The organism is Micromonospora sp. NPDC005707, assembly GCF_040631005.1.
In the GTDB taxonomy this organism is placed as follows: Bacteria; Actinomycetota; Actinomycetes; order Mycobacteriales; family Micromonosporaceae; genus Micromonospora.
The window spans coordinates 67448-93892 of the sequence record NZ_JBEXYR010000018.1 but is presented as its reverse complement, the minus strand read 5'-3'; the positions used below and the strand labels follow the sequence as shown (position 1 = coordinate 93892).

The 26445-nt window shown below is 71.8% G+C and carries 24 protein-coding genes; 17 read left to right on the top strand and 7 right to left on the bottom strand.

Annotation, left to right across the window (positions count from 1 at the left end):
* Positions 1-30: 30 nt before the first annotated feature.
* The 6 genes from ABZ452_RS28295 (at position 31) to ABZ452_RS28270 (ending at position 7105) form a co-directional block, all read left to right on the top strand.
* On the top strand, positions 31-1446 hold the full coding sequence (locus ABZ452_RS28295; protein ID WP_357949171.1) for an FAD-dependent oxidoreductase: 1416 nt from the start codon (positions 31-33) through the stop codon (positions 1444-1446).
* Positions 1446-2699, top strand: a complete 1254-nt coding sequence (locus ABZ452_RS28290; RefSeq protein ID WP_357949168.1) for an MFS transporter — start codon at positions 1446-1448, stop codon at positions 2697-2699. The genes ABZ452_RS28295 and ABZ452_RS28290 overlap by 1 nt, the downstream gene beginning before the upstream one ends.
* Positions 2700-2903: 204 nt before the next feature.
* A complete protein-coding gene (locus ABZ452_RS28285) occupies positions 2904-3482 on the top strand; it encodes an IS607 family transposase (RefSeq protein ID WP_357949165.1) in 579 nt (192 codons plus the stop codon).
* Positions 3479-4849, top strand: a complete 1371-nt coding sequence (tnpB, locus tag ABZ452_RS28280; protein WP_357949162.1) for an IS607 family element RNA-guided endonuclease TnpB — start codon at positions 3479-3481, stop codon at positions 4847-4849. The genes ABZ452_RS28285 and tnpB overlap by 4 nt, the downstream gene beginning before the upstream one ends.
* A 26-nt stretch (positions 4850-4875) precedes the next feature.
* Positions 4876-6486 (top strand): FAD-dependent monooxygenase, encoded by a 1611-nt coding sequence (locus ABZ452_RS28275; RefSeq protein ID WP_357949160.1) that lies wholly within the window; start codon positions 4876-4878, stop codon positions 6484-6486.
* A 139-nt stretch (positions 6487-6625) separates the two neighbouring features.
* Positions 6626-7105 (top strand): heme-degrading domain-containing protein, encoded by a 480-nt coding sequence (locus tag ABZ452_RS28270; RefSeq protein ID WP_357949157.1) that lies wholly within the window; start codon positions 6626-6628, stop codon positions 7103-7105.
* 235 nt (positions 7106-7340) lie between these two features.
* On the opposite strand, the gene ABZ452_RS28265 is transcribed toward ABZ452_RS28270, so the two are convergent.
* Positions 7341-8072, bottom strand: coding sequence for a phosphotransferase (locus tag ABZ452_RS28265; protein WP_357949155.1), 732 nt, complete (start codon positions 8070-8072; stop codon positions 7341-7343).
* Positions 8073-8263: 191 nt separating this feature from the next.
* Between ABZ452_RS28265 and ABZ452_RS28260 the strand changes: the two genes are divergently transcribed.
* The 3 genes from ABZ452_RS28260 to ABZ452_RS28250 are packed head-to-tail and all read left to right on the top strand — an operon-like array spanning position 8264 to position 11063.
* A complete protein-coding gene (locus ABZ452_RS28260; RefSeq protein ID WP_357949290.1) occupies positions 8264-9037 on the top strand; it encodes a (Fe-S)-binding protein in 774 nt (257 codons plus the stop codon).
* Between the two features lie 17 nt (positions 9038-9054).
* Positions 9055-10464, top strand: coding sequence for a lactate utilization protein B (locus ABZ452_RS28255; RefSeq protein ID WP_357949286.1), 1410 nt, complete (start codon positions 9055-9057; stop codon positions 10462-10464).
* Positions 10461-11063: an LUD domain-containing protein gene (locus tag ABZ452_RS28250; protein WP_357949153.1), complete on the top strand. Its 603-nt coding sequence runs from the start codon at positions 10461-10463 to the stop codon at positions 11061-11063. The genes ABZ452_RS28255 and ABZ452_RS28250 overlap by 4 nt, the downstream gene beginning before the upstream one ends.
* Positions 11064-11197: 134 nt before the next feature.
* Here the strand turns inward: ABZ452_RS28250 and ABZ452_RS28245 are convergent, their stop codons facing one another.
* From ABZ452_RS28245 to ABZ452_RS28235, 3 genes are read right to left on the bottom strand one after another with little or no spacing between them, the layout of a single operon-like run.
* A complete protein-coding gene (locus ABZ452_RS28245; protein WP_357949151.1) occupies positions 11198-12259 on the bottom strand; it encodes an ABC transporter permease in 1062 nt (353 codons plus the stop codon).
* Positions 12256-13176: an ABC transporter ATP-binding protein gene (locus tag ABZ452_RS28240; protein ID WP_357949148.1), complete on the bottom strand. Its 921-nt coding sequence runs from the start codon at positions 13174-13176 to the stop codon at positions 12256-12258. Before ABZ452_RS28240 ends, ABZ452_RS28245 begins: the two co-directional genes overlap by 4 nt.
* On the bottom strand, positions 13173-13634 hold the full coding sequence (locus ABZ452_RS28235) for a GntR family transcriptional regulator (RefSeq protein ID WP_357949145.1): 462 nt from the start codon (positions 13632-13634) through the stop codon (positions 13173-13175). The genes ABZ452_RS28240 and ABZ452_RS28235 overlap by 4 nt, the downstream gene beginning before the upstream one ends.
* Before the next feature lie 256 nt (positions 13635-13890).
* Between ABZ452_RS28235 and ABZ452_RS28230 the strand changes: the two genes are divergently transcribed.
* Together ABZ452_RS28230 and ABZ452_RS28225 are read left to right on the top strand one after the other, a co-directional pair.
* Positions 13891-14268, top strand: a complete 378-nt coding sequence (locus tag ABZ452_RS28230; RefSeq protein ID WP_357949141.1) for an MmcQ/YjbR family DNA-binding protein — start codon at positions 13891-13893, stop codon at positions 14266-14268.
* A 154-nt stretch (positions 14269-14422) separates the two neighbouring features.
* On the top strand, positions 14423-15313 hold the full coding sequence (locus ABZ452_RS28225) for a hypothetical protein (RefSeq protein ID WP_357949137.1): 891 nt from the start codon (positions 14423-14425) through the stop codon (positions 15311-15313).
* Between the two features lie 185 nt (positions 15314-15498).
* On the opposite strand, the gene ABZ452_RS28220 is transcribed toward ABZ452_RS28225, so the two are convergent.
* Both ABZ452_RS28220 and sigJ read right to left on the bottom strand, forming a co-directional pair.
* A complete protein-coding gene (locus ABZ452_RS28220) occupies positions 15499-16434 on the bottom strand; it encodes an NAD(P)-dependent oxidoreductase (protein WP_357949135.1) in 936 nt (311 codons plus the stop codon).
* A gap of 86 nt (positions 16435-16520) precedes the next feature.
* Positions 16521-17465, bottom strand: a complete 945-nt coding sequence (gene sigJ / locus ABZ452_RS28215) for an RNA polymerase sigma factor SigJ (RefSeq protein ID WP_357949132.1) — start codon at positions 17463-17465, stop codon at positions 16521-16523.
* 225 nt (positions 17466-17690) lie between these two features.
* Between sigJ and ABZ452_RS28210 the strand changes: the two genes are divergently transcribed.
* Positions 17691-18629, top strand: a complete 939-nt coding sequence (locus ABZ452_RS28210) for a hypothetical protein (protein ID WP_357949129.1) — start codon at positions 17691-17693, stop codon at positions 18627-18629.
* Between the two features lie 130 nt (positions 18630-18759).
* Here the strand turns inward: ABZ452_RS28210 and ABZ452_RS28205 are convergent, their stop codons facing one another.
* Positions 18760-19515 (bottom strand): PIG-L deacetylase family protein, encoded by a 756-nt coding sequence (locus ABZ452_RS28205; protein WP_357949127.1) that lies wholly within the window; start codon positions 19513-19515, stop codon positions 18760-18762.
* 85 nt (positions 19516-19600) lie between these two features.
* Here ABZ452_RS28205 and ABZ452_RS28200 point away from each other — a divergent pair, with 85 nt between their 5' ends.
* The 5 genes from ABZ452_RS28200 (at position 19601) to ABZ452_RS28180 (ending at position 26443) form a co-directional block, all read left to right on the top strand.
* The gene (locus ABZ452_RS28200) at positions 19601-20515 is read left to right on the top strand and encodes an alpha/beta hydrolase (RefSeq protein WP_357949125.1); all 915 of its coding nucleotides are present in this window, start codon (positions 19601-19603) and stop codon (positions 20513-20515) included.
* 173 nt (positions 20516-20688) lie between these two features.
* Complete coding sequence (aceB, locus tag ABZ452_RS28195; RefSeq protein ID WP_357949123.1) at positions 20689-22272, top strand: malate synthase A; 1584 nt, start codon at positions 20689-20691, stop codon at positions 22270-22272.
* Positions 22273-22302: 30 nt separating this feature from the next.
* Positions 22303-23775: an FAD-linked oxidase C-terminal domain-containing protein gene (locus tag ABZ452_RS28190; protein ID WP_357949121.1), complete on the top strand. Its 1473-nt coding sequence runs from the start codon at positions 22303-22305 to the stop codon at positions 23773-23775.
* Entirely contained in the window at positions 23775-25022 is a 1248-nt protein-coding gene (locus ABZ452_RS28185) for an FAD-binding oxidoreductase (protein WP_357949119.1), read from the top strand. The genes ABZ452_RS28190 and ABZ452_RS28185 overlap by 1 nt, the downstream gene beginning before the upstream one ends.
* On the top strand, positions 25022-26443 hold the full coding sequence (locus tag ABZ452_RS28180) for a heterodisulfide reductase-related iron-sulfur binding cluster (protein ID WP_357949116.1): 1422 nt from the start codon (positions 25022-25024) through the stop codon (positions 26441-26443). The genes ABZ452_RS28185 and ABZ452_RS28180 overlap by 1 nt, the downstream gene beginning before the upstream one ends.
* Positions 26444-26445 lie beyond the last annotated feature (2 nt).

The following is a 26445-nucleotide window of genomic DNA, read 5'->3' as shown; positions in this document are numbered from 1 at the left end:
CGATAGTTTTCAACACAGAGGAGTTTTCCGATGACCGTCCTGACCGAGCTGCCCGTCGTGGTGATCGGCGCGGGCCCGGTGGGTCTGGCCGCCGCCGCCCACCTGCACGACCGCGGCCTGCCCTTCCTTGTCCTGGAGGCCGGCGACACCGCCGGCGCGGCCGTGCGGCAGTGGGGGCACGTTCGGGTCTTCTCCCCGTGGCGGTACAACGTCGACCAGGCCGCCCGCCGACTCCTCGACGACGCCGGCTGGATCGCCCCGGCCGAGGACGCCCTGCCCACCGGCGCGGAACTGGTCACCGACTATCTCCAGCCCCTCGCGGAGCTGCCGCAGCTCAAGCCCCACCTGCGCTACGGCGCCCGGGTGGAAGCGATCAGCCGGCTCGGCCTGGACCGGCTGCGCACCGCCGGCCGCGAACAGACGCCGTTCCTGATCCGCCTCACCGGCGGAGACGAGTTGCTCGCCCGAGCGGTCATCGACGCATCCGGCACCTGGGGCACCCCCAACGTCCTCGGCGCCTCCGGCCTGCCCGCCCGGGGCGAGAAGAACGTCGCCGCGTTCCTCGAGCACGCACTGCCCGACGTGCTCGGCGCGGACCGGGACCGCTTCGCCGGCCGGCACACCCTCGTCGTCGGCGCCGGCCACTCCGCCGCGAACACCCTGCTCTCCCTCGCCGAGCTGGCCGCCACCGAGCCGGGCACGGAGGTGACCTGGGCGATCCGCTCGGCCAGCCCGACCCGCACCTACGGCGGCGGCGACGCCGACGCCCTGCCCGCCCGCGGCGCGCTGGGCTCGCGGCTGCGGGAGCACGTCGACGCCGGCCGGATCCGGCTGCTCACCGGCTTCTCCGTGCACGCGCTCACCCCGACCGGCGGCCGGGTCGCCGTGGTCGTCCGGCACGCCGACGGCAGCGACGAGCAGGTTGTGGTCGACCGGATCGTCGCCGCCACCGGCTTCCGTCCCGACCACTCCATCGCCGCCGAGCTGCGCCTGGACCTCGACCCGGTCATGGGCGCCACCCGGGCGCTGGCACCGCTGATCGACCCCAACGAACACTCCTGCGGCACCGTGCCCCCGCACGGCGTCGACGAACTCGCCCACCCGGAGGCGGGCTACTACGCCGTCGGGATGAAGAGCTACGGCCGCGCGCCGACGTTCCTCATGGCCACCGGCTACGAGCAAGTGCGCTCCGTCGTCGCCGCCCTCGCCGGGGACTGGGACGCCGCCCGCGATGTCCAGCTCGACCTGCCCGAAACCGGGGTCTGCAACAGCAACCCCGCCGACTCCACCGGCACCGACAGCTGCTGCGGCCCCGCCCCGGCAGCCCAGCCGACCGGACAGGGGCTCGCCACCGGGATCTCCGGCGGCCTGCTGTCCGCACCGCTGAACCTCATCACCCTCGACACCCCGACCAGCGGCCAGACCGGCGGCTGCTGCGCCAGCTGATGACCACCACCATGGTGCCCGCCGACCCGACCGTCGGCGGGCGCCACGGATGGCGCATCGCCGCGGCCCTCGCCATCACCTCCACCATCGGCTACGGCACCCTCTACTACGCGTTCGCCGTCCTCCTCGGTCCCATGGCCGCCAGCCTCGGCGCCTCCACCACCGCCGTCACCGGAGCGCTGACCGCCAGCGTCCTCGCCGGCGCGCTGATGGCCATCCCCGTCGGGAGGTGGCTCGACCGGCACGGCGGACGAGCCCTCATGACCTCCGGATCGATCACCGCCACCGCACTCCTGATCGCCTGGTCCCAGGTCCAGACCACCGGGCAGCTCTACGCTGTCATGATCGGCATCGGCATCACTGGCGCCATGGTTCTCTATGAACCCGCCTTCGCCGTCATCATCTCCTGGTTCACCCCCGACCGACGCTCCACCGCGCTGCTCGCGGTCACCGTCGTCGCCGGGTTCGCCAGCACCATCTTCATGCCCCTCACCGGCATGCTGGTCGCGCACCTCGGCTGGCGCGGCGCGCTACTCACCCTTGCCGCCATCCACGGCACGGTGACCATCCCCCTGCACGCCCTCACCATCCGCACACCGCACACCGCACCACCCACCCCTACGGCGCGACCTGAACACGCCCTGCGGCGGGCCGCGGCCGGCGCCGCACTGCGCGATCCCGGGTTCTGGATCCTCGCCGCCGCCCTCATTGCGCACGGCGCCGCCACCAGCACCATCGGCGTGCACCTCGTCGGTTACCTCACCAGCCGGGGCCACCCTGCCACCTTCGCCGCCACCATTGCCGGCCTGCTCGGCGTCCTGTCCGTCACCGGACGGCTCGTTCTCACCGGCGCGCGTCGCCGCATCCGGGTCACCACCGTCGTGGCCACGGTCTTCGCCATCCAGGCCGTCGCTGTCCTCGCCATGCCCTTCACCGCCGGAACCCGCGTCGGGGCCATCGTCACCGTCACCGGATTCGGGCTCGGCTTCGGCATCGCCAGCCTCGCCACCCCAGCACTGCTCGCCGCCCGCTACGGCACCATCGCCTACGCCACCATCGCCGGACGACTCGCCGCCCCCGTCACCACCGCCAAGGCCGCCGCGCCCCTGCTTGCCGCCGCGCTCCTACCGCACGGCGGCTACCACCTACTGCTTGCCGCCGTCACCACCGCATGTCTTCTCGCCGCCATCGGGATGCGCCTTATGGGGCAGCGCAGAACCGACCGGGGCGAGCACGACGACGAGACCGGCTGACTGCCCAGGAGCCTGCGGACCCTCCGTCGATCATTCGTGGCCCATAATCCGCACAGCTGCGGTTCGGCTCGGGCACTACACCCGCACCCTTGGCGCTACCGTGGCCCTGACCGGTGGGTGCGATCCTCGCCGCTGAACTAGGGTGCAAATAGCTGCTGGCTTTCCGGTGGTCAGGAGTGCTCAGCAGCCGGCTATGGTGACGGTGTGCATTTGAAGGAATGGGCGGCGGCCACCGGCGTCTCGTACGCGACTGCGCGGCGGCGGTACGAGTCCGGAACGCTGCCGGTTCCCGCCTACCGGCTCGGCCGGCTGATCATGGTCGGTGAACCAGTGACCGGCGGGGCCCAGGGCGCCGGGCAGGTTGTGGTGTACGCCCGGGTGTCCTCGGCCGATCAGCAGCCGGATCTGGACCGGCAGGTCGCCCGGCTGACGGTGTGGGCCACCGGTCAGCGACTTGCCGTCGACCGGGTGGTGACCGAGGTCGGCTCAGCGCTCAACGGGCACCGCGAGAAGTTCCTCTCGCTGTTGCGTGACCCGGCCGTTTCGACGATCGTGGTGGAGCACCGGGACCGGTTCGCCCGGTTCGGAGCCGAGTACGTCGAGGCTGCGCTGTCCGCGCAGGGCCGCCGGCTGTTGGTGGTGGACCCGTCCGGGGTCGACGACGACCTCGTGGGTGACGTGACGGAGGTCCTGACGTCGCTGTGCGCTCGCCTGTACGGCCGGCGCGCCGCTGCGGACCGTGTCCGCCGGGCGGTCGAGGCGGCCACCGAGGACCCGACGTGAAGACGATCCAGGCGTACCGGTTCGCCCTGGACCTCACCCCGGGTCAGGAACGCGCCGTGAACGCGCACGTCGGGGCTGCGCGAGTCGCGCACAACTGGGCGCTCGCTCGGGTCAAGGCGGTCATGGACCAGCGCGCGGCGGAGCGCTTCTATGGCGTGGCCGATGAGCTGCTGACGCCGTCGCTGCCGTGGTCGCTCGCCGGGCTGCGTAAGGCGTGGAACGCCGCGAAGGCCGAGGCGGCGCCGTGGTGGGGCGAGGTGTCCAAAGAGGCGTTCAACACCGGCCTGGACGCTCTCGCCCGCGGCCTGAAGAACTGGGCTGACTCCCGCAACGGCGGGCGGGCCGGCAGGCCGGTCAGTTTCCCCCGCTTCAAGTCGCGCCGCCGTGGCACACCGTCGGTGCGGTTCACCACCGGCGCGATCCGCGTTGAGCCCGACCGCAGGCACGTGGTGCTGCCGAGGCTGGGCCGGTTGAAGCTGCACGAATGCGCCCGTAAGCTCGCCCGCCGTGTCGACAACGGCACCGCGCGGATCATGTCCGCCACCGTGCGCCGCGACGGCGGACGGTGGCATGTCTCGTTCACCGTTGAGGTGCAGCGGGCCGAACGGCAACCGGCCCGGCCCGGCTCGGTGGTGGGTGTGGATGTCGGGATCAAGCACCTTGCGGTGTTGTCCACCGGCGAGCTGGTCGACAACCCGCGCCACCTCGTCGCAGCGCAGGCCCGACTGCGGGCGCTCGGTCGGGCCTGCTCGCGAAAGTCCGGGCCCGACCGGCGCACCGGCTGCCGCCCCTCGAACCGCTGGCAGCGTGCCTCGAGGCGACTTGGCCGTGCCCACGCTCGAGTCGCGAACCTGCGCCGCGACGGGCTGCACAAGCTCACCACCAGGCTGGCACACGAACACTGCAGCATCGTTGTCGAAGACCTGAACGTCGCGGGCATGCTCCGCAACCGGCGGCTGGCCCGGCACATCGCTGATGCCGGCTTCGCCGAGATCCGCCGTCAGCTGGCATACAAGACCGGGTGGAACGGCGGCCGGTTGCTCGTGGCCGACCGCTGGTATCCGTCCTCGAAAACCTGCTCGGGTTGTGGCGCGGTGAAAGCCAAACTCGCCCTGCACGAGCGTGAGTACGAATGTGAGGCGTGCGGGCTGGTCGTCGACCGTGACCGCAACGCCGCACGCAACCTGGCCGCCTTGGCGGCTGAGGTCAACACCGCCGGGAGTGGCTCGGTGGCAGCACGTGGAGCCGACCAGAAGACCCGCGCACGCGGGCAGGTGGCTGTGAAGCGTGAACCCGGCACGGCATCCGCCGGCAAGACCGGGACCGTCCCCACCGCAAGGCGGGGCGACCGATCGTGTGCCCACTAAAGCGCACTGAAAGGTAACGGCTGCCGATGACGGGCGCTGCGGGCTCCGAGGTGGAGGTGCTGGTGGTCGGCGCGGGGCCGACCGGCCTCACCATGGCCGGGCAACTCGCCCGGCACGGCGCGCGGGTGCGCGTGGTCGACCGGGCGTTCGACCGGGTACGCGAGTCGCGGGCGCTGGCGGTCCAGCCGCGCACGTTGGAGGTTCTCGCCGGGTTCGGACTGGCCGACGAGATGGTGGCGGCCGGCAACCCGGCGGTCCGGTTGACCCTGCACGCGGGCCGGCGGCAACGTTCGGTGCCGCTGTTCGGCTTGGGCCTGCCCGACACGGCGTACCCGTATCTGCTGTTCCTGTCCCAGGCGGAGACGGAACGGCTGCTCGGCGAGCACCTCGCGACGCTCGGCGTTCGCGTCGAACGCGGCGTCGAACTGGTCGGCCTGGACCGTACCGATCAGGCGGCCGTCGCGACGCTGCGCGACCGCGACGGCCGCGAGGAGCAGGTGTCGGCCCGATACGTGGTCGGCTGCGACGGTGCGCACAGCGCGGTGCGGCAGTTCGCCGGGATCGGCTTCGAGGGTGGCGCGTACCCGCAGACGTTCGTCCTGGCCGACCTGGAGGTCGACGGCGTCGAGCCGGGAGCGGCACACGCCTTCCTCGCCGGGCGGGGGCTGCTGTTCCTCTTCCCGCTCGGGCACCCGGCCAGTTGGCGGATGGTGGCGATGCGACCTTCCGACGACGCGACCCCGCCGACCGCGCCGGTCCACCTCACCGAACTGCAGGCGCTGGCCGACGCGTACGCCGGCGGCGCGCTACGGCTGCACGACCCGCTGTGGGCGACGAACTTCCGGCTGCACCACCGGGCCGCCACCGCCTATCGGGCCGGACCGGTGTTCCTGGCCGGGGATGCCGCGCACATCCACAGCCCCGCCGGCGCGCAGGGCATGAACACCGGCATCCAGGACGCGGTGAACCTCGGCTGGAAACTCGCCCAGGCCCTGCACGCCGACGCCGACCCGGCGCTGCTGGACAGCTACCACGCGGAGCGGGCCCCGGTAGGCCGGATGGTGCTCCGGTTCAGCGACCGGGCCTTCACCGTCGCCACGACCACCAACCCGCTGGTCCGCTTCGCCCGGACCCGGCTCGCACCCGCCCTGCTGCCGGCGGTCCTCGCGCCCCGGATCGTGCGAGCCACCGCGTTCCGCACCGTCGCCCAGCTTGCCATCCGTTACCGCCGCAGCCCGCTGTCCACCGACGGCCCGCACGCGCCGCGGACCGGTCCGCGAGCCGGCGACCGGCTGCCCGACGCCCCCCTGGCCGACGGCGGCTCGCTGCACCGGCTCACCGCCGCCCCCGGCTGGCACCTGCTGCTCTGCGGCCCACCCGAAGGCTGGCCCGCGCACGAGATCGACGACCTGACCCGGCGCCACCACGGCAGGCTCGCCGCACATCACCTCGCCGGTCCGGTCTGGGCGGCGCCCGAGTCTGATGACCAGGTGCTGCGCCGGCTGGGTGTGGCTCCCGGCGCGCACGCCGCCTATCTGGTCCGGCCGGACGGGCACGTCGGTTACCGCGCAGGCGGCACTGACCTGACCGGCCTACGTGCCTACCTGCGCCGCTGGTTCGGACCCCCGAATGCTTGACGACGTGTGAAGACCCTCTCCGACGTATGCCGGCGCCCCCCGCGATCTGCTGACGGACGTCCGGCACGATGAAGATTCCGCTCGCCGGCTCTTCCTCTGCTTAGATCGTTCTGACGATCGAGGAAGGGAACGGTACGCCGTGACGCCGGAGCTTCAGGAGCAGGAAGAACGCCTCCAGTTCGACCGCTTTGACCATGACGACGCCTGGGCCCTGGGAAGTCGCCTGGTCGGGCTGGCCAGAGAGCGCGGCCACGCCGTCACCGTGGACATCCGCCTCGGCGACCACCAACTCTTCCACTACGCACTGCCCGGCACCTCTGCCGACAACGACGACTGGATCGAACGCAAGATCCGCGTCGTCCGCCGGTTCGGACACAGCTCCTACCTCGTGGGCCAGACCTACCGCGACCGCGGCACCACCTTCGAGGAAAAATCCCACCTCGAAGCGGCCCTGTACGCCGCGCACGGCGGCTGCTTCCCGATCATCCTCAGGGGCACCGGCCCGGTCGGCACCGTCACCGTCTCAGGGTTGCCCCAACTCGACGACCACCGCCTCGTCGTCGAGGCCCTCGAACTCTTCCTCAATTCCAAGCGCGCCGAGAAGGGGACCGTCTCGTGAACGACTCCTTCTCAACCTGCGGCTGTCTCACTCCCGGTGATGACGGGCTGCACCCCCTCAGCCGAGCAGGATGCGGTGTCGTAGGAGTGGGAAGCACTGCTGCTGACACGTGAGCCCCAGCGACCAGCGAGCACCGCCCGAGACAGCGGACGCCTGCTGCCTGCCGTGCGTGACGCGCGGTCGGCGGCAGAGGTGCGCACTCGACCGCCATCAGGTCCACTCCTCGAACGGGCTCTCAGACCGCCCGAACTTCGGCGAGCCGCTTGACTGCGTACTCGTCGTCCCAGCAGACAGCGGCCTCCCACGCAGCCGACGCCTGCGCGGCGATGTCGTACGCGCCGTCGTCGAGGCCGGCGGCGTTGTCGGGCAGCACGAGGTCGAGGTCGGGCACGTCGACGTGCGCCTCGTCCCAGTCGATCAGCGCGACGTGATTCGCGGTCATGCGGACGTTGCCGGCGTTAGGGTCGCCGTGCACGACGCAGGTCTCACGTCCGGCGAGCCGCGCCCACGCTGCCCGGCATCGAGCAACGCCCTCACGGGGCATCGCACCGAGGTCGATCTTCGTCCCGGTCTCGGCGTGCAGGAGGTCGGTCGACGACCGCCAACCTGGACGTTGCGGCCACCCCCGCGTCAGCCGATGCAGCTCGCGGAGCGCGCCGGCCACGCGACGCCAGTCGGCCTGCGTCTCGGGCGGTCCGCCCTCCAGGTAGGTCATCACCACCAGACCATCGGCGAACAGCCGGCCGTCCGTGGTCGGGATCGGCACCGGCACGGTCAGACCGGCACGGTCGAGATAGTGGAGTAGCTCGGTCTCCCACGCGAGATCAGCGTCGCTCCGGGTGCCGAGACGGCCGACCGCGAGGTGCCCGCCGACGCGCACGCTCCACACGTCGTTGGCGACTCCGCCGGCGAGCGGCTCGATGCGCGCGGCGTCCTCCCCCCACTGCTCGAGTGCCTCCCACCCCATTCGCCACACCTTACGGGCGTTCCGCACATCGGTGTCTGCCGTGCCAGCTCACCGCCGACGCCGGCGGAATACCGGTACTCGCCGGACTGGTCGAGGCCACCGCGCTCGGTAGCATCCTGGTGGAGGCCCGTGCCGCCGGCGCGATCGACGGCGACCTGGTGGGCCGCCGAGACCCGGATGGGTGGAAGAACATGCGGATTGCTCTGTTCGTCACCTGCCTCGCTGACACTCTCTTCCCCGAAGCGGCGAAGGCGACGGTACGGCTGCTGGAGCGCCTGGGCCACGAGGTCGTCTTCCCCGAGGATCAGACGTGCTGCGGGCAGATGCACGTGAACACCGGTTATCCGGACGAGGCGCTGCGGCTGGTCCGCCGGCACGTGCGGGTGTTCGCCCCGTACGACGTGGTGGTGGCGCCGTCGGGCTCGTGCGTCGGTTCGGTGCGGCACCAGCATGCGGTGGTGGCGCGGCGGGCGGGCGACGAGCGGTTGGCGGGCCGGGCGGAGGGGGTTGCCGCGCGGACGTATGAGCTGTCGGAGTTCCTCGTCGACGTGCTCGGGGTGACCGATGTCGGGGCGTACTACCCGCATCGGGTGACGTACCACCCGACCTGTCACTCGCTTCGGATGCTGCGGGTGGGGGACCGGCCGTTGCGGCTGCTACGCGCGGTCCGTGGGCTGGAACTGGTGGAGCTGCCACAGGCGGAGCAGTGCTGCGGCTTCGGCGGAACGTTCGCCGTGAAGAACGCGGACACGTCGACGGCGATGCTCGCCGACAAGATGCGCACCGTGCTGGCCACGAGAGCGGACGTGTGCACGGCCGGGGACGCCTCCTGCCTGATGCACATCGGCGGCGGGCTGTCGCGGCTGCGGGCGGGGGTGCGGACGGTGCATCTGGCGGAGATCCTGGCCAGCACGGAACGCTCGGAGACGGCGGGGGAGCGGGAGCGGTCGGGGGTGCGACCGTGACACGCACCTTCCTGGGTATGCCCGCCACCGCCCCCACCGGCGTGGGGCACCTGCGCGGCGAGGAGTCGTTCCCGGCCGCGGCCCGCCGCGCCCTCGGCGACGCGCAGTTGCGGCGGAACCTGCGGCATGCGACCACGACGATCCGGGCGAAGTCGGGGGCGGTGATCGCTGAGGTGCCGGACTGGCCGGAGCTGCGCGCCGCCGCCCGGGCGATCAAGACCGACACCATGGCCCGCCTGCCCGAACTGCTGGAGCAGTTGGAGGCGGCCGTCACGGCGGCCGGCGGCACGGTCCACTGGGCCGCTGACGCCGTCGAGGCCAACCGGATCGTCACCGAACTGGTCCGGGCGGCCGGCGCCGACCGGGTCATGAAGGTCAAGTCGATGGCCACCCAGGAGATCGGCCTCAACGAGGCTCTGGAAGCCGCCGGGATCGAGCCCGTCGAGACGGACCTGGCCGAGCTGATCGTGCAGCTCGGCGACGACCGGCCGAGCCACATCCTGGTGCCGGCGATCCACCGCAACCGGGCCGAGATCCGGGAGATCTTCCTGCGGGCGATGCCGGGCGTCGACCCGGCGCTCACGGACGAGCCGGCGGTCCTGGCCGCCGCGGCGCGCCGGCACCTGCGGGAGACGTTCCTGAGTACGCGGGTGGCCGTGTCGGGCGCGAACTTCGCCGTCGCCGAGACCGGCACCCTCGCGGTCGTCGAGTCCGAAGGCAACGGGCGGATGTGCCTCACCCTGCCGGAGACCCTGATCACCGTGATGGGCATCGAGAAGGTCATCCCCACCTGGCGGGACCTGGAGGTGTTCCTCCAACTCCTGCCGCGGGCGTCGACCGGGGAGCGGATGAATCCCTACACCTCCATGTGGACCGGCGTCACGCCGGGCGACGGCCCGCAGGCGTTCCATCTGGTGCTGCTCGACAACGGCCGCAGCGCGGTGCTCGCCGACGAGGTGGGCCGGCAGGCGTTGCACTGCATCCGCTGCTCGGCCTGCCTCAACGTCTGCCCGGTGTACGAACGCACCGGCGGGCACGCGTACGGGTCGGTCTATCCGGGGCCGATCGGCGCCGTGCTCTCCCCGCAGCTCACCGGGGTGGCCGACAACGCCTCCCTGCCGTACGCCTCGTCGCTCTGCGGCGCCTGCTACGACGCCTGCCCCGTCATGATCGACATCCCGTCGATCCTGGTCCACCTGCGCGCCCAGGCCCCGCACCCGCGCGCCGAGGCGGCGACCATGGCCGCGGCCGCGTACACCATGGACCACCCGGCGCTGTACGCCGCCGCGCAGCGCGCGGCACGGCTGAGCCAGCTCGCCGGCCCCCGCGGACGGGGCCTGCCGCCGCCGCTGTCCGGCTGGACCGCCAGCCGCGACCTGCCGGAGCCGCCGCCACAGACCTTCCGCCAATGGTGGGCACAGCGGTGAGCGCGCGCGAGGTCATTCTCGGCCGGCTGCGTGCCGCCCTCGGCGAGCCCCGGCCGGTGCCGGCCGAGGTGCCCCGGGACTACCGGCCCGCCGGCGCCGTCGCCACCGACCTGGACCTGCTCGTGGACCGCCTCACCGACTACCGGGCCACCGTGCACCGGTGCGCCGACACCGGCGTCACCAGGGTCGTCGACGAGGTGCTCGGCGGCCGGCAGGCCGTGGTGCCGCCCGGCCTGCCCCGGCACTGGCTGCCCGACAGCGTTGTCGCGGTCACGGACGACGACCTCCCACCGGGGCGGATCGCCGCCGCGGACGGGGTGGTGACCGCGGCGGCTGTGGCCGTGGCCGAGACCGGCACGATCGTGCTCGACGGTGCACCCGACCAGGGCCGCCGCATCATCACGCTGCTGCCCGACGTGCACGTGTGCGTGGTGCGGGCCGATCAGGTCGTCGCCACCGTGCCGGACGCCCTCGCCCGGGTCACCCCGGGCCGGCCGCTGACCTGGATCAGCGGACCGTCCGCCACGAGCGACATCGAACTCAACCGGGTCGAGGGCGTCCACGGCCCCCGCAACCTTCACGTGATCATCGTCGACTGAACCAGGCCGACAGGCCGCAGCGCCGGACGCACCGGTATTGGTCGAGGCCGCGACCGCGGCGTCGGCGACGTGTCGCCAACTTGAGAGACGTCAATGCCGCTCAGCGCCGGGTGCGGGATTGTCAGGCGTCGGGGTCAGCCCGCGCTGAGGTTGGTGCGGCGGACGATCCACCAGGCGGCGGCGAGCGCCACCGCGGTCAGGCTCAGGTAGCCGGTCGCGACGATCAGATGGAAGTCGGGGATTCGGCTGCCGGGCTGGTACTGCAGGTGCTGCTGAATCTGGTTGGTGTACTCGCAGGCGAGTATCTTGCCGCCATCGTTGTCGGGCGGGCACAGGGTTTGCAGTTCGACGCCGCTGAGTTGGCGGCCGGCGGCGTCGAACGCGCCGGACGGCCCGTCGCCACCGTAGTCGATCATGCCGCCCTTGACGACCAGGGCGTTGTCCCGCAACAGACCGCCGTCCGGTCCGCCCACCCGTAGGTGCGCGGACAACGGCCTCATGAGGGTGGGGTACCGCCACTGGACGAGGTAGGTCAGGCCGATGAACCCCGCAAGCACGCCGAACACGGCGGGGAGCGTGCGTTTGAGCGCGGCGCCGAGTGCGACGCCGACCGCGAACCAGCAGATGCTGATCGCGACCGGCAGCATCCCGGTGTTCAGGAACGGCACGTAGTCGAACAGGGTTCCCGGAGCGACCAGAGTCCTCAGTCGCTCCAGGTGGTCGCTGACACCGGCGACGGCCGCGGTCACCGCCGCCACGAACAGGCCGAGCATGCCCAGCTTGGTCCACAGCCAGCGTCCCGGGGAGACGTCCTGGCTCCAGGCCAGCAGCAGGGTCCGCTGCTCGTGTTCCCTGGTCAGCACCGGGATGCCGATGAACACGCCGATCAGCAGCGGCATGTACTGCACCAGCCGGGACAGGGCACCCATGGTCAGGACCAGGCGCGAGGACCCGGCGAGCCGCTCGCCTTGTGGGGAGTTCTCCGGGCAGTACGCGTTGCCGCACTGGTGCCACAGGTCCGTCAGTTCCACGGACAGGTAGGTCATCCAGCCCACCAGGACCGCGGCCAGGACGAGCGTGCCGATCAGGGCCCAGCGGTGCTGCCGCCAGGTCAGCCACAGCAGACCGCGGACGTTCCCGGCGTACCCGAGATCGTCCTGGCGCATCGTGGGGGCCGCTCGGGTGACCGGGCTCATGCCGCTGTCTCCAAACCATGCTGTGCCCTGGACGATGCCTTGAGGTAGGTCAGGATCAGCTCTTCCAGGGTGATGGGCTGCGCGGTCCAGCCGGGGGCGACGACGGCGTGCGCCGTCGGTGACGCCGGCTGCCGAAGGACGAACGTGGACTGACGGTCGGTGTGCTGCGCCTGGACGATCGCGCCCGGGCCAGGCGGCTGCTCCGCGCGGGGCCCGGTCAGCCGCACGTGGCTGTCGAGCAACTCCTCGACATCGCCGGTGAGCACCGGCCGGCCCGCATCGAGCAGCAGCAGATGGTCTCCGACGCCACTGAGCTCGGCGATGATGTGGGTCGACAGCATCACGGTCATGTCGCTGTCGGCGGCCTCCGCCATGAGTTCGCCGGTCACCTCGGTGCGGGCCACCGGGTCCAGGTTCGCGAGGGGCTCGTCCAACAGCAGCACCGCCGGGCGGGAGCCCAGGGCGACCGCCAGCGCGACCTGCGCCCGCTGACCGCCGGACAGCTTGCCGCAGCGGCGGTCCAGGGGGATGTCGAAGCGCTGAAGCCACGACAGTGCCCGCCGCTGGTCCCACACGCGGTTCATCGACCTTCCGAAGCGGAGCATGTCCGACACGCTGAAGTCCCGGTACAACGGCTTGTCCTGGGCCAGGATCGCGACCCGGCTCCCGGCAGAACCACCCCCGTCGGTGGACCTGCCCTTCACCACCGGTCGGCCGTGGACCAGCAGTGAGCCGGAGGTGGCCGCCAACGTACCGGCGACAATGCTCATCAACGTCGACTTGCCCGCGCCGTTCGCGCCGACCAGCGCGATGATGCGGCTGGCGGGGAGTTGGAAGCTGCACTCCCGCAGCGCCCAGACGCTGCCGTAGCGCCTGCCCACGTCGCGGGCTTCCACGGCGATGGACTGCTCGCTCATGCGGCGCCCTCCCGCCTCTGGAACCCGGCGCCCGGTGCCGGCTCTGCCTGCGGCCGGTCGCCGCCAGCCTGGGCCCTGCGCGTCGAGTTCTCCACGATCACCGAGGCGAGCAGCGCCTGGACGTCCTCGTCCTCCAGGCCGGCCTCGCGGGCCTGGCCGAGCCACCGGGCCAGGCTGCCGCGTAAGCGGGCCATGACATGGGGATCCGCGTGGCCGAGCGTCCCGCTGACGAAGGTGCCCGCCCCCTGCCGTGCCTCCACCAAGCCGGACAGCTCCAGTTCCCGGTAGGCCTTGAGCACCGTGGTCGGGTTGACCGTGCACGAGGTCACCACGCTGCGCACGGTGGGGAGTTGATCCCCGGGCTTCAGCGTCCCGATCCGTAGGCCTTCACGCACCTGCCGCACCAGTTGGGCATAGGCGGGGACGCTGCTGGACCGGTCAACATGAAAGTTGATCACCTGGTGGTCCTCCCGATCCGCTACGGGCGTGGGTAATTGTTCTGGTTAAGTAGAACACCAGTTAACCAACAGGGCAAGGACGTGCCCGGCCGGCTGGCGGCATCGAACGGGTCGCAACATCGCTTCGGGGCGCCCGACCACGGTGGAGCCGATCGCCGTGCCCGTGGGAGTAGGTACCCGATCATCCAGGGCGGCCGGCGGCAGCGCGGCGGATAGGCTTTGCGGATGCAGGAAGCGGTGTCCTGGAGCGACCTCGATGGCTGACGCGGACGATGTCCGTCACCTGGCGCTGGCGCTGCCGCACGTGGTCGAGATCGACAGTGCCGGCTTCGACTTCCGGGTCGCCGGCAAAGGGTTTGTCTGGTCCTACCCCGAGCGCAGGCCAGGTGCGCCGCGCCGGATCCGGACCGACATCGCGGTGCTGTACGTGGGTGACGAAGCGGAGAAGCAGGCGTTACTCCTCGGCGAGCCCGCGGTCTTCTTCACCACGCCCGCGTATGACGGGTTACCCCTGGTCATGGTGCGGTTGACGCAGGTGAGTGTTGATCGGTTGAAGGAACTCGTCACCGACGCGTGGCGCATGCGGGCCCCAGACTCGCTCGTCGGTGACGTCGATCAGGCATCGACTCCGTGAACCCAGGTCTGAGCAGGGCCCATTAGCAGGTCGAGGTAGCGCCTCGCCCTCGGTCCACACCCTCAGGCGGAAGGCGTCGCGGCAGAGAACATAGACAGGTCTACATTAAGCGATACCCTGCTCCCGCCTTACCCCTAGGAGGAGAGACACCGAAGTGAAAAAACTATCGAGCGTCGCGTCCGTGCTCGCACTGTCAATGGGAATCGCTGCTGCGCCGGCAGCGTCCGCCTACGCTGCTACAGACAGGAGCGGGGCGGAACGGCTGAACATCCCGAACAGCAGTGCGTGCAAGGCGGGTCGCACCGTCATGCAAGGCATGGTGGCGGGGCCGGGCGGCCAGCTTTACATCGTCTTCACAAAGGCGGCTGGCGCAGAGCCCGTCCTGTCCAGGTGGTTACGCGACGGCTCAACCTGGGACGGCGCCAGCTGGGTCTGCGCCGGGGCGCCAACATCCATGCCCACACTCGGCCATGGCAATGACCTCGCCTACAACCCGAACTATCTGGGCCAGGGCCCGGCCCTGATTGCCACCCAAGGGAGCCAGTCGGCGTTCCTCAGCGATGAGGTGACAGTCGTGCGCCTGAACGCCGACGGATCTTTTGGCGCCACCGGGGAAGTGCGTCTACCGATAGGCAACATCAGCGGCCTCTGCTACAGCGCGACGGCTGCCGGCGGAGCCGGCAAATATGCTGCCCGACGACTGGGTAGCCTGTGGACCCATCCCGGCGCCGGTGCGCTGACGAGTGGATGGACGCTGGCGAAGAGCAACCTGACGAGTCACGATAATCGTTCCGACCAAGGCATTGACTGCTCTGAGAACTACATCTGGAACACCAAGTCAATCAACACTTCAACGCCCGCTACCGGGTGGAACTGGGTGTACCAGTACAACTGGTCTGGAGGCGATGTGGAGAGCGACATCGGCATTACGGGGAACAACTTGACCGACGAGATCGAAGATGTCACCCACGTGGGGAGCGAATTCTTCGTCGGCATCAACCGAAACGACGGGCTGGCCGACTCCGTGAACGTGTTCATCGAATAAACTCCGTCACCCGGTTCGGCGGCAAACTGCTGAGGCCGCCCGAGGTCGGCACCGGGTCCAAGAGCTTGTCGCGGGTGTACGAGCGCTCCCGGACGAAGGGCAGCCATCCGTGCGGATGGTTGCCCTTCGGCAGGCGTTCGGCTCCGCTGACACCGGCTGAGGCCGCAAGAACGACGCTCAGCAAGTCACGGCACGACCTGGAAGCCGTGGCGCCAGGTGGGGTGTGTCGGGTGCCAGCCCAGGTCGCGCTTGGCCTTGGCGTTGGATGCGCCGCGCAGTTCGGTCATAAGCACGACGCCGGCCTGTCCGGCGGCCAGCCGTCCGATGAACCGCGGCACGCGCATCGGCTTCTTAGCGCCCAGCATCGCTGCCAGTTCCGGAAGCCATTCGGCGACCGGTGCGGGGTCGTCGTCGACGATGTTGTAGATGCCGCGGCCGCCGTTCTCCACCGCGGCGACCGTGGCCTCGGCGGCGTCGGCGATGTGGACGAACGACCACACCGCGCCGCCGTCGCCGACGACCGGGAACTTGCGTTTGCGGATCATCTCCACCTGCTCGGAGCCTGGCGCCATGGAGGTGCCGGGTCCGTAGAAGGCGCCGTAGCGCAGCACGATCCCTTCGGTCCAGGCGGCGCCCAGCACTGCCTTCTCCAAGTGCTCGATCGCGGCGATCATCGGGGCCATCTGGCCGACCGGTGCGCGATCCAGGGGATCTTGTTCGGTCTTGACCGGCCCGCCGGTCCGCGTATAGGTGAACGCGCCGTTGCTCTGGGCGACGAAGCGTCGTACTCCCGTGGCGCGTGCGGCCGACAGGAGGTTGTCGGTGCCCTCGATCCGCAGCCGGTTGGTGGCGGCGAAGCTGCGGTCGAAGTGGCGGGTATCAATGTCGCCAATGGCGGTCAGCTGGTGGACGATCACCTCCGGGGCCGCCTGGCGCACCGCCGCCTCCACCTGGGCGCGATCCAGCGCATCGGCGACGACCGGCACCGCGCCCAGCTGTGCCGCCCTGGACTTGTTGGCTTCGCTGCGGATCATGGCGAACACCTCGTGTCCGGCATCGACCAGGCGCGGCACCAGTTCCTTGCCCATCGCCCCGGTCGCTCCTGCCACCAGCACCCTCATCGTCGGCTCCCTTGCTGTCCGGTCCGGATTTGTCACTTGAACCGGATGGCCCGCCGATTCCTGACAGGAGCCGAGGGTGATGCGGGTCACATCACGAGCAAAGGCTCCCCATGGCGGGCCGCCGCCGCCCATTGCTGGGTCGCGCGTTCGAGCTTGTCGGGGTTTGCCTGCGTACGGCAGGCGGTGATGCCCTCGGCGGTGACCTCCAGGCACATGATGGCGACGACCCGGGCTTCCACGACGACCACAACGGCGGGTTCGCCATTGGCGGTCCAGGCGTAGATCTCGGGCGAGCCGCCGACGATGGCGCGCTTGGCCTCGGCGGGCCTGAACAGACCCCAGAGGAACTTCGCGACCGCGACGGCTCCCTCGAACGCCTTGGTGCGTGCCGGAACCTTCCCTCCGCCGTCGCCGATGGAGATGGCGTCCTTGGTGAGCAGGCGTACGAGCTCATCGGTCCGGCCACTGGTGGCGGCGGCGAGGAACTCCTCGACGATCCGCCGGGCGGCGGCCTGGTCGATCTCGCTGCGGGCTCTGCCGTACGCGACATGCTTCTTGGCGCGGTGGAAGATCTGCTGGCTGGCGGCCTCGGTGATGTCGAGGATCTCAGCGATCTCCCGGTGCGGGTAGTCGAAGGCCTCCCGCAGCACGTACACGGCCCGCTCGTTGGGGGACAGGCGCTCCATGAGCGTGAGCACCGCGTACGACACCGATTCGCGCTGCACGGCGGTGTCGGCCGGGCCGAGCATCGGATCCCCCGCGAGCAGCGGCTCGGGCAGCCACCGACCCACGTAGGTCTCGCGGCGGGCCCGCGCGGAGGTGAGCTGGTTGAGGCACAGGTTGGTGAGTACCTTCGTCAGCCAGGCCTCGGGGACCTCGACGCGATCGACGTCGGCGGCCTGCCAGCGCAAGAACGTCTCCTGCACGACGTCCTCCGCCTCGTCCGCGGAGCCGAGCAGACGATAGGCCATGGCCTCCAGACGGGGCCTCGACAGCTCGAACCGGTCGACGTCATCCACCGTCAGAGGCATGACCTGATCATATTTCCCGCAATGCCCCAGCTGACCGCGGCCCCACTCGCGGATCGAGGCCATCCGGACACCGAACACGCCCGACAGATTGTCCGGATCGGCAGGGGCGCACGGGGGCCCGCTCGTGGTCGAACGTATGGTGACCGGTCACAGCTTCGGCTCGATCCCGTCCTCGGGCCAATCGGCGCCCTCGGCGGCCGGCCGCCTGCTCCTATGCTCTCCGGCGTGCCGCTCCTCAAGATCTCCTCACTTCTCGGGCTGCCGAGCTACGACCTCGTCGACCACTACCCCGATCTCGCGCCGCTGCGGCGCGCCCTGCACGCCGAGGACTGGCCGGCCGTCGTCGCCTTCTTCGACCAACTGCCCGAGCACGACGACCCGACAGTCGCCACCGCGATGGTCGCCGAGACCAAGGGCGTGGAGACGTTCCTGCGGACGGCAGGAGGCGGACCGGCCGAGTCGACCCTGGCCGGTACGTTGCTCGGCGCCCGGTTGGTGTGGATGGCGTGGGAGGCCCGAGGGGCGGCGCGCGCCAGGTACACCAGCAACCGCCAGTTCGCGTCCTTCCACGAGATCCTCCGTGAGGCCGAGCGGGTGCTCGGCGACGTGACCACGGAGGAGCCGGGCAACATCGCCGCGTGGACGGCGCGGCTGCGTACCGCCCGGGGTCTCCAGTTGGGGCAGGCGGAGGCGAACCGGCGGTACGAGCGCGCCGCGAAGGCACGGTCGGATCCGTTCTACGCCCAGCTGACCCACGTCCAGCAGCTGTGCCCGAAGTGGGGCGGTTCGCTGGACACGTTGCTCAGCTTCGCGCGGCGCTGTGCCGAGACGTCGCCGCCCGGATCGCTCAACGCGGCGGCCGTGGCCGACGCGCACCTGGAATTCGCGTACGAGTCGGGCATCGCCCACCTGCGTTCGCCGGCTGTCCTCGACGAGATTCGGGACGCTGTGGCCAGGTCGGTCGGGCACCCGGACTACCGGCCCGTGCACGGGTGGGTCCAGGCCGAGTGCAGCTTCTCGTACGTCCTCTGGCTTGCTGGTGACCTGTCCGGCGCCGCCGCCCGGATGGCGGCGCTCGGCAACCGCATCACCATCTACCCCTTCGGCAGCCCCCGGGACTTCAGGACCGTCCGGCGGAAGCTTCGTGGGGCCGGCGCGCGATGATCCGGCGTGAGGCGATCGGCGTCGGCTCGGAAAGGCCGGCACCATGCGCCACCCCGGCGGTGGTCATCGGCGCGCCGCCGGACTGGCTACCGTCCGCACGCCACGCCCCGCGGAGAGGGTTCAGGCAGGCTCAGAGCCAGGGCGGTGGGCCCTCGAAGGCGAGGGTGTGAACGTCGAACAGGACCGCCGCCTCCACACCCAGCGCCGGCCCGCCCTGACGCGCCGCCCAGGTCAGGAACGGCCCGGGTTCCGGTCCGGCCACACCCAGGCCCTGGGTGTATTCCGCGTGCGCGGCCAGCGAGGCGATGCCGCGCCGCAACGGCTCACCGGTGACATCCACGCCGTGCGTGGGACGCTCGGCGCCCCCGAAGCAGACGTAGCGCACACCGCCCCAGGGCGGCAGCCCCTCGTCCACCAGTTCCGGGAAGATCCACCGGTTGCCCGCGTCGCGGGCGGCGTCCAGCGTGGCCAGTCCCACTGCCCGGTGGTCGGCCTGGTTGGTCATACCGCCCACCATGCGGACGGTGAACGCGCCCGAGACGATCACGTCGGGCCGGTGCCGGCGGATCGCCCGCACGATGTCGCGGCGCAGGTCCGGACCGTACTCGACGACACCGTCGCGGTGGTCGAGGAACTCCACGACGTCCACCCCGACCTCCCGGGCCCCGGCGCGCTCCTCCTCCTCGCGCAACGGCGCGGCCTGGTCCGGGTGCATCGCGTCGATCCCCGCCTCGCCCCGGGTGGCCAGCAGGTAGGTGACCTGCTTGCCCTGAGCGGTCCAGCGGGCGATCGCCGAGGCCGCACCGTACTCGATGTCGTCGGGGTGTGCGGCCACCGCGAGACAGCGGTCCCAGTCCTCCGGCAGCGCCGGCAGAAGCTCGTCCACGGTCCCGACCGTAGCGGTCTCTTCGCCCGTCCGGCACCGCCGTGTCGGCAACACTCCCATCCGCCGGGCCGGCGATACTGACCGCGTGGATCCCAGCCGGCTCCACCCGCAGGCGCGGGCGGCGATGCTAGTCCAGCAGCGCGTCCCGCTCACCCGGGCCAACCTGCCGGCGGCACGGCTCAGCATGCTCCAGGCCACTCCCGCCGAGGTGGGCAGCGGACCGGCGATCCGGACCGTGATGACCGTCGACGCCGGCGGCGTGCCCGCCCGCCTCTACCGCGACGGAGCTGACGACGCGCTGCCGGTGGTCCTCTACGCACACGGCGGAGGCTGGGTGATGGGCAGCGTGGACACCCACGACGGGCTGTGCCGGCACCTGGCGGCCGCGTCCGGCTGGGCCGTGCTCTCCGTGGACTACCGGCTCGCGCCCGAGCATCCGTACCCGGCCCCGCTGGACGACATGGTGCGCGCGCTCACCTGGCTGCGCGGGCCGGAAGCGCCTCGGCACGGCCTCGACCCGGCCCGGATCGCGGTCGCCGGTGACTCCTCGGGAGGGCACCTGGCGGCGGTGACCGCCCGGCGTGCCCGGGACGCCGGGACCCGGCTTGCGGGACAGCTCCTCGTCTGCCCGGTCATCGACCCCGCTGCCGACTACCCGGCCCTGGACGAGTACGGGCTGGACCGGGAGGAGATGCGGTTCTTCTGGGACGCGTTCGCCCCGCCCGGCGTGGACCGTACGCAGCCGGACCTGGACCCCCTGCGGGCCGACCTCACCGGCCTGCCGCCCGCCGTGGTCATCACCGCCGAGCTCGACCTGCTGTCCGCCGAGGGGGAGCGGTACGCCGCCGGGCTGCTGGCGGCGGGCGTTCCCGTCACCGCGGCCCGATACCAGGGGCTCATCCACAACTTCCCGCGGAAGCTGGCCCTGTTCGACGCCGCCCACGTCGCCCTGGCCCAGATGGCCGCTGCGCTGCACCGCTGGTCGGAGGAGGAGCCCTGAGCACCAGCCCGATCCGACCGTTCGCCGTTCGTCAGGCACCGCTCGCCGCAGTGGACCGACCGTTCCCGGCCACTGTGCCGCCGCTCAACTCGCGGCCATGACCAGCGAGAACTACAGTCGGCGGGAGCACCACCGGATAGATCGCGACACATATCACGGTGAGGAGCGAGTCGATGGCCAACCCTGCCGGCATCGAGGTCACCGGGCCGATGCACCCCCGGTACGACGAGATCCTCACCCCCGAGGCGTTGAGCTTCCTCGCCGACCTGCACCGCGCCTTCGACGCCCGCCGCCGCGAACTGCTCGACCGGCGCAAGCGGCGCGAGGCCGAGCTCGCCGCAGGCGCGCCGTTCGACTTCCTCCCCGAGACCCGGGAGATCCGCGAGTCCGACTGGCGGGTCGCCGACCCCGCGCCGGGCCTGGTCGACCGCAGGGTGGAGATCACCGGCCCGACGGACGCCAAGATGACCATCAACGCGCTCAACTCCGGAGCGAAGGTGTGGCTGGCCGACCACGAGGACGCCAACACCCCGCTCTGGGAGAACGTCATCGCCGGCCAGCTCAACCTGCGCGACGCGATCGACCGCAAGCTCGACTTCACCTCGCCGGACGGCAAGCAGTACGCCCTGCACGACGGTGAGCTGGCCACCATCGTGGTCCGGCCGCGCGGCTGGCACCTCACCGAGAAGCACATCCTGGTCGACGGCGAGCGCACCTCCGGCAGCCTGGTCGACTTCGGCCTCTACTTCTTCCACTGCGCCCGCCGGCAGCTCGACCGCGGCGCCGGACCCTACTTCTACCTGCCCAAGATGGAGAGCCACCTCGAGGCGCGACTGTGGAACGACGTCTTCCTGCTCGCGCAGGAGCGCCTCGGTATCCCGCGCGGCACCATCCGGGCCACCGTGCTCATCGAGACGTTCCCGGCCGCGTTCGAGATGGACGAGATCCTCTACGAGTTGCGCGAGCACTCCGCCGGGCTGAACGCCGGCCGGTGGGACTACATGTTCAGCGTGATCAAGAAGTTCCGCAACCGGGGCGCCGACTTCCTGCTGCCCGACCGGAACTCGGTGACCATGACCGTGCCGTTCATGCGCGCGTACACCGAACTGCTGGTGCGGACCTGCCACCGGCGGGGGGCGCACGCCATCGGCGGGATGGCCGCGTTCATCCCCAGCCGCCGGGACCCGCAGGTCAACGAGACGGCGTTGGCGAAGGTCCGGGACGACAAGACGCGGGAGGCGGGCGACGGGTTCGACGGCTCCTGGGTCGCCCACCCCGACCTGGTGCCGATCTGCCGGGAGGTCTTCGACCAGGTCCTCGGTGACCGGCCGAACCAGCTCGACCGCACCCGCGACGAGGTCCGGGTGACCGCCGCCGAGCTGCTCGACGTCCGGTCCACCCCGGGCCGGCGCACCGAGGGCGGCCTGCGTAACGCGGTCAGCGTCGGCGTGCAGTACCTGGCCACCTGGCTGCGCGGCTCCGGCGCGGTGGCCATCTACAACCTCATGGAGGACGCGGCCACCGCGGAGATCTCCCGCAGCCAGGTGTGGCAGTGGCTGCACAACGACGTCACCCTCGACGACACCGGTGAGCGGGTCACCCGGGAGCTGGTCGAACGGATCGCCGACGAGGAGATCGCGACACTGCCCGGTGCTCCCGGTGACTACGCCGACGCCCGGGCGCTGTTCATGGAGGTCGCCGTCGTCGACGAGTTCGCCGACTTCCTGACCGTGCCCGCGTACGAACGGATGCCCTGACCGACGACCGACGCGACGGTGGAGGTGGCGATGAGCAGGACCCCGACGGACCTCGACGCTCTCGCCGCCGCCCTGCGGGCCGCCATCGGCGCCGACCGGGTGATCAGCGACCGGCAGGAGCTGCGCACCTACGAGTGCGACGGGCTGGCCCAGTACAAGGTGATCCCCGCGCTGGTGGCGCTCCCGGCGGACGCGGAACAGTGCGCCGCCGTCGTGCGGGCCTGCGTCGCCGCGGGTACGCCGTTCGTGGCCCGCGGCTCCGGCACCGGGCTCTCCGGCGGCGCCCTGCCCCGCGCCGACGGCGTCCTCGTGGTCACCTCGCAGATGCGCGACATCCTGGAGATCGCGCCGGACGACGAGCGCGCGGTGGTGCAGCCCGGCGTGATCAACCTGGCGGTCACCCGGGCCGCCACCCCGTACGGCTACTACTACGCGCCGGACCCGTCCAGCCAGCAGATCTGCTCCATCGGCGGGAACGTGGCGGAGAACTCGGGCGGCGCACACTGCCTGAAGTACGGCTTCACCACCAACCACGTCCTCGGCGTCGAGCTGGTCACCCCGGACGGCGACCGGGTACGCCTCGGCGGCCGCGCCCCCGACGCCCCCGGCTACGACCTGCTCGGCGCGTTCGTCGGCTCCGAGGGCACCCTCGGCATCGCCACCGAGGTGACCGTCCGGCTGACCCGGCTGCCCGAGTCGGTGCGCACCCTTCTCGCCGCGTTCTCCACGACCGACCAGGCCGGTGCGGCGACCTCGGCGATCATCGCGGCCGGGGTGGTGCCGGCGGCGGTGGAGATGATGGACGCCCTGGCCATCGAGGCGGCCGAGGCGGCGGTGCACTGTGGCTACCCGCCCGGCGCCGGAGCGGTGCTGATCGTCGAGCTGGACGGGCCGGAACCGGAGGTCGCCGCCCAGTTCGCGCGGGTGGAGAGCCTGTGCCGGGAGAACCGGGCGTTCGAGATCCGCATCGCCGCCGACGACGCCGAACGGGCACTGTTCTGGAAGGGACGCAAGTCCGCGTTCGCCGCCGTGGGGCGGATCAGCCCGGACTACATCGTCCAGGACGGGGTGATCCCGCGGACCGCCCTGCCGGAGGTGCTGCGCCGCATCGGCGAGCTCTCCGCCGAACGCGGCATCCGGGTGGCGAACGTCTTCCACGCCGGCGACGGCAACCTGCACCCGCTGGTCCTCTTCGACGCCGCCGTCGACGGCGAGACCGTCCGCGCCGAGGAGGTCTCCGGCGCGATCCTCGACCTCTGCATCACCCACGGTGGCTCGATCACCGGGGAGCACGGCGTGGGCATGGACAAGGCGAAGTACATGCCCCGCATGTTCACCGACGACGACCTGGACACGATGCAGCTGCTGCGCTGCGCGTTCGACCCGGACGGGCTGGCCAACCCCGGCAAGGTCTTCCCGACGCCCCGCCTCTGCGGCGAGGTGCCGGGTCGACACAAGGGAGTCCACCCGGCGCAGGAGGCCGGCCTGGCGGAGGTGTTCTGATGCCCGCCGACCGGACCCTCGACCAGCTCCGCGCCGCCGCCGAGGTCGTCCGCGCCGCCGGTGAGCACGACACCGTCGCCGGGGTGCCGGCCCGCTACGTCGCCGCCCCCCGGGACACCGGCCAGGCCGCCGCCCTGCTGCGCGCGGCGGCCGCGCTCGACCTGGCCGTCACGTTCCGCGGCGGCGGCACCAGGCAGGACTGGGGGAGTCCACCCCGTCGACTCGACCTGATCCTCGACACCACCGCCCTGACCGGGGTGGTCGAGCACGCCGCCGGCGACCTGATCACCGTGGTCCGGGCCGGCACCCGCCTCGACGAGCTGCCGGCCACCCTGGCCGGCGCCGGGCAGCAGCTCGCCCTCGACGCACCGCTGCCCGGCGGCACCGTCGGCGGCGCCGTCGCCACCAACACCAGCGGCCCGCGCCGGATGCTCTACGGAACGGTCCGCGACCTGCTCATCGGGGTCACCCTGGTGCGCGCGGACGGGGTGGTGGCGCACGCCGGCGGCAAGGTGGTCAAGAACGTCGCCGGCTACGACCTGGGCAAGCTGGTCACCGGCGCGTACGGGACGCTGGGGCTGATCACGGAGTGCGCGTTCCGGCTGCACCCGCTTCCCGCCACCGTCGCATACGTCTCCCGCGCCGTGGACGACGTGGCCGAGGCCGGCCGCCTGGCCGCCACGGTACGGGCGGCCCAGCTCGTACCCACCGCGCTGGAGGTGGACGCGCCGGCCGGCGGGCGAGCGACCGTCACCGTGCTGCTGGAGGGCACCCCGGCCGGGGTGACCGCCCGGGCCGCCGCGGCCCGCCGGCTGCTCGGCGCCGACGCCACCGACGCCGACCAGCCGCCCGAAGGCTGGGCACGCCATCCGTGGCGGGACGGGGACGTCGGCCTGAAGCTGACCGCCGCGCTCTCCGGCGTACCCCGGCTGCTGAGCGATGCCCGCGCGGCGGCCGACCGGCACGACCTGCCGCTGGCGCTGCGTGGCTCCGCCGGCGTCGGTGTCCTCTACGCCGGCCTGCCCGGCGCATCCGACCCGGAGCGGGTCGCCGGCCTGGTGGACGCGCTCCGCGCCACGACCGCCGCCGCCGGCGGGCACACGGTGGTGCTCACCGCGCCCGCGGCCGTGCGGGACCGGGTCGACCTGTGGGGACCGGTCCACGGCCTGGAGCTGATGCGCCGGGTCAAGCAGCGCTTCGATCCGGACGCCCGGCTGGCGCCCGGCCGATTCGTGGGAGGGATCTGATGAGCATCGCCCAGCAGCCCGGCCCGACCCCGGTCACCTCACCCGGCGGGAGCCAGCCGGCCAGCGGTCCCCGCGACGTGCTCGGCGCGGCCGCCCAGCCGCCCGGCGTCGGCGCCTTCGACGAGCACCACCCGCCGCCCGCCGAGCTGATCGGCGACTGCGTGCACTGCGGCTTCTGCCTGCCCACCTGCCCTACCTACGTGCTCTGGGGCGAGGAGATGGATTCGCCACGCGGGCGGATCTACCTGATGAAGCAGGGGTTGGAGGGCGAACCGCTCACCGACTCCATGGTCACCCACTTCGACCGCTGCCTCGGCTGCATGTCCTGCGTGACCGCCTGCCCCTCCGGCGTCCAGTACGACCGGCTGATCGGGGCCACCCGCCAGCAGGTCGAACGCCGGCACCGCCGGGGCCCCCGGGACCGGGCGCTGCGGGCGGCGATCTTCGCGCTCTTCCCGTACCGGAGGCGGCTGCGGCTGCTGCGCGGGCCACTGCGGGCCTACCAGGCCACCGGCCTGCCCCGGCTGGTCCGCCGCAGCGGGCTGCTGCGCCGGCTGGCACCCACCCTCGCGGCGGTGGAGTCCCTCGCACCCCGGCTGGGCCGGGCCGCCCGCCCGCCGCAGCGGGTCGCCGCCGTCGGCACCCGGCGGGCCGTCGTCGGCATGCTCACCGGCTGCGTGCAGGGCGCCTTCTTTCCCGAGGTGAACGCCGCCACCGCCCGGGTGCTCGCCGCCGAGGGCTGCGAGGTGGTGATCCTGCCCGACCGGCAGGGCTGCTGCGGGGCGCTGAGCGCGCACAACGGACGGGAGGAGGAGGCGCGCCGCTTCGCCCGCCGGATGGTGGACACGTTCGCCGCCGCCGGCATCGACTATTTCGTGGTCAACGCCGCCGGCTGCGGCTCCACCCTCAAGGAGTACGGCCACCTGCTGCGCGACGACCCCCGCTACGCGGCGCTCGCCGCCGACTTCGCCGGCAAGGTCCGCGACCTCTCGGAGGTACTGGTCGAGCTCGGCCAGGTCGGCACCCGGCACCCGCTGCCGGTGACGGTCGCCTACCACGACGCCTGCCACCTGGCCCACGCCCAGGGCGTCCGCGCGCAGCCCCGCCGGCTGCTCAGCGACATCCCCGGCCTGGAACTGCGGGAGATCGCCGATCCGGAGATCTGCTGCGGCTCGGCGGGCATCTGGAACATCCTCCAACCCGGGCCGGCCGCCGAACTCGGCGACCGCAAGGCCCGCACCGTACTGGCCACCGGGGCGCGGCTGCTCGTCACCGCCAACCCCGGCTGCCTGATGCAGGTCGCCGCCTCGGTGACCCGCGCCGGCGGCGACATCGCGCTGGCACACACCGCCCAGGTCCTCGACGCCTCGATCCGCGGACGAGGAGTCGAGGAGTTGCTGCACCAGCGAACCCCGTCCTGACG

What these genes read in the sequence shown, in the direction of transcription:
- ABZ452_RS28275 (WP_357949160.1), top strand. Translation starts at nt 4,876, where the DNA reads ATGACGGGCGCTGCGGGCTCCGAGGTGGAGGTGCTGGTGGTCGGCGCG.
- ABZ452_RS28295 (WP_357949171.1), top strand. Translation starts at nt 31, where the DNA reads ATGACCGTCCTGACCGAGCTGCCCGTCGTGGTGATCGGCGCGGGCCCG.
- ABZ452_RS28240 (WP_357949148.1), bottom strand. Translation starts at nt 13,176, where the DNA reads ATGAGCGAGCAGTCCATCGCCGTGGAAGCCCGCGACGTGGGCAGGCGC.
- ABZ452_RS28180 (WP_357949116.1), top strand. Translation starts at nt 25,022, where the DNA reads ATGAGCATCGCCCAGCAGCCCGGCCCGACCCCGGTCACCTCACCCGGC.
- aceB (WP_357949123.1), top strand. Translation starts at nt 20,689, where the DNA reads ATGGCCAACCCTGCCGGCATCGAGGTCACCGGGCCGATGCACCCCCGG.
- ABZ452_RS28290 (WP_357949168.1), top strand. Translation starts at nt 1,446, where the DNA reads ATGACCACCACCATGGTGCCCGCCGACCCGACCGTCGGCGGGCGCCAC.
- ABZ452_RS28190 (WP_357949121.1), top strand. Translation starts at nt 22,303, where the DNA reads ATGAGCAGGACCCCGACGGACCTCGACGCTCTCGCCGCCGCCCTGCGG.
- ABZ452_RS28260 (WP_357949290.1), top strand. Translation starts at nt 8,264, where the DNA reads ATGCGGATTGCTCTGTTCGTCACCTGCCTCGCTGACACTCTCTTCCCC.
- ABZ452_RS28230 (WP_357949141.1), top strand. Translation starts at nt 13,891, where the DNA reads ATGGCTGACGCGGACGATGTCCGTCACCTGGCGCTGGCGCTGCCGCAC.
- ABZ452_RS28245 (WP_357949151.1), bottom strand. Translation starts at nt 12,259, where the DNA reads ATGAGCCCGGTCACCCGAGCGGCCCCCACGATGCGCCAGGACGATCTC.
- sigJ (WP_357949132.1), bottom strand. Translation starts at nt 17,465, where the DNA reads ATGCCTCTGACGGTGGATGACGTCGACCGGTTCGAGCTGTCGAGGCCC.
- ABZ452_RS28265 (WP_357949155.1), bottom strand. Translation starts at nt 8,072, where the DNA reads ATGGGGTGGGAGGCACTCGAGCAGTGGGGGGAGGACGCCGCGCGCATC.
- ABZ452_RS28220 (WP_357949135.1), bottom strand. Translation starts at nt 16,434, where the DNA reads ATGAGGGTGCTGGTGGCAGGAGCGACCGGGGCGATGGGCAAGGAACTG.
- ABZ452_RS28185 (WP_357949119.1), top strand. Translation starts at nt 23,775, where the DNA reads ATGCCCGCCGACCGGACCCTCGACCAGCTCCGCGCCGCCGCCGAGGTC.
- ABZ452_RS28255 (WP_357949286.1), top strand. Translation starts at nt 9,055, where the DNA reads ATGCCCGCCACCGCCCCCACCGGCGTGGGGCACCTGCGCGGCGAGGAG.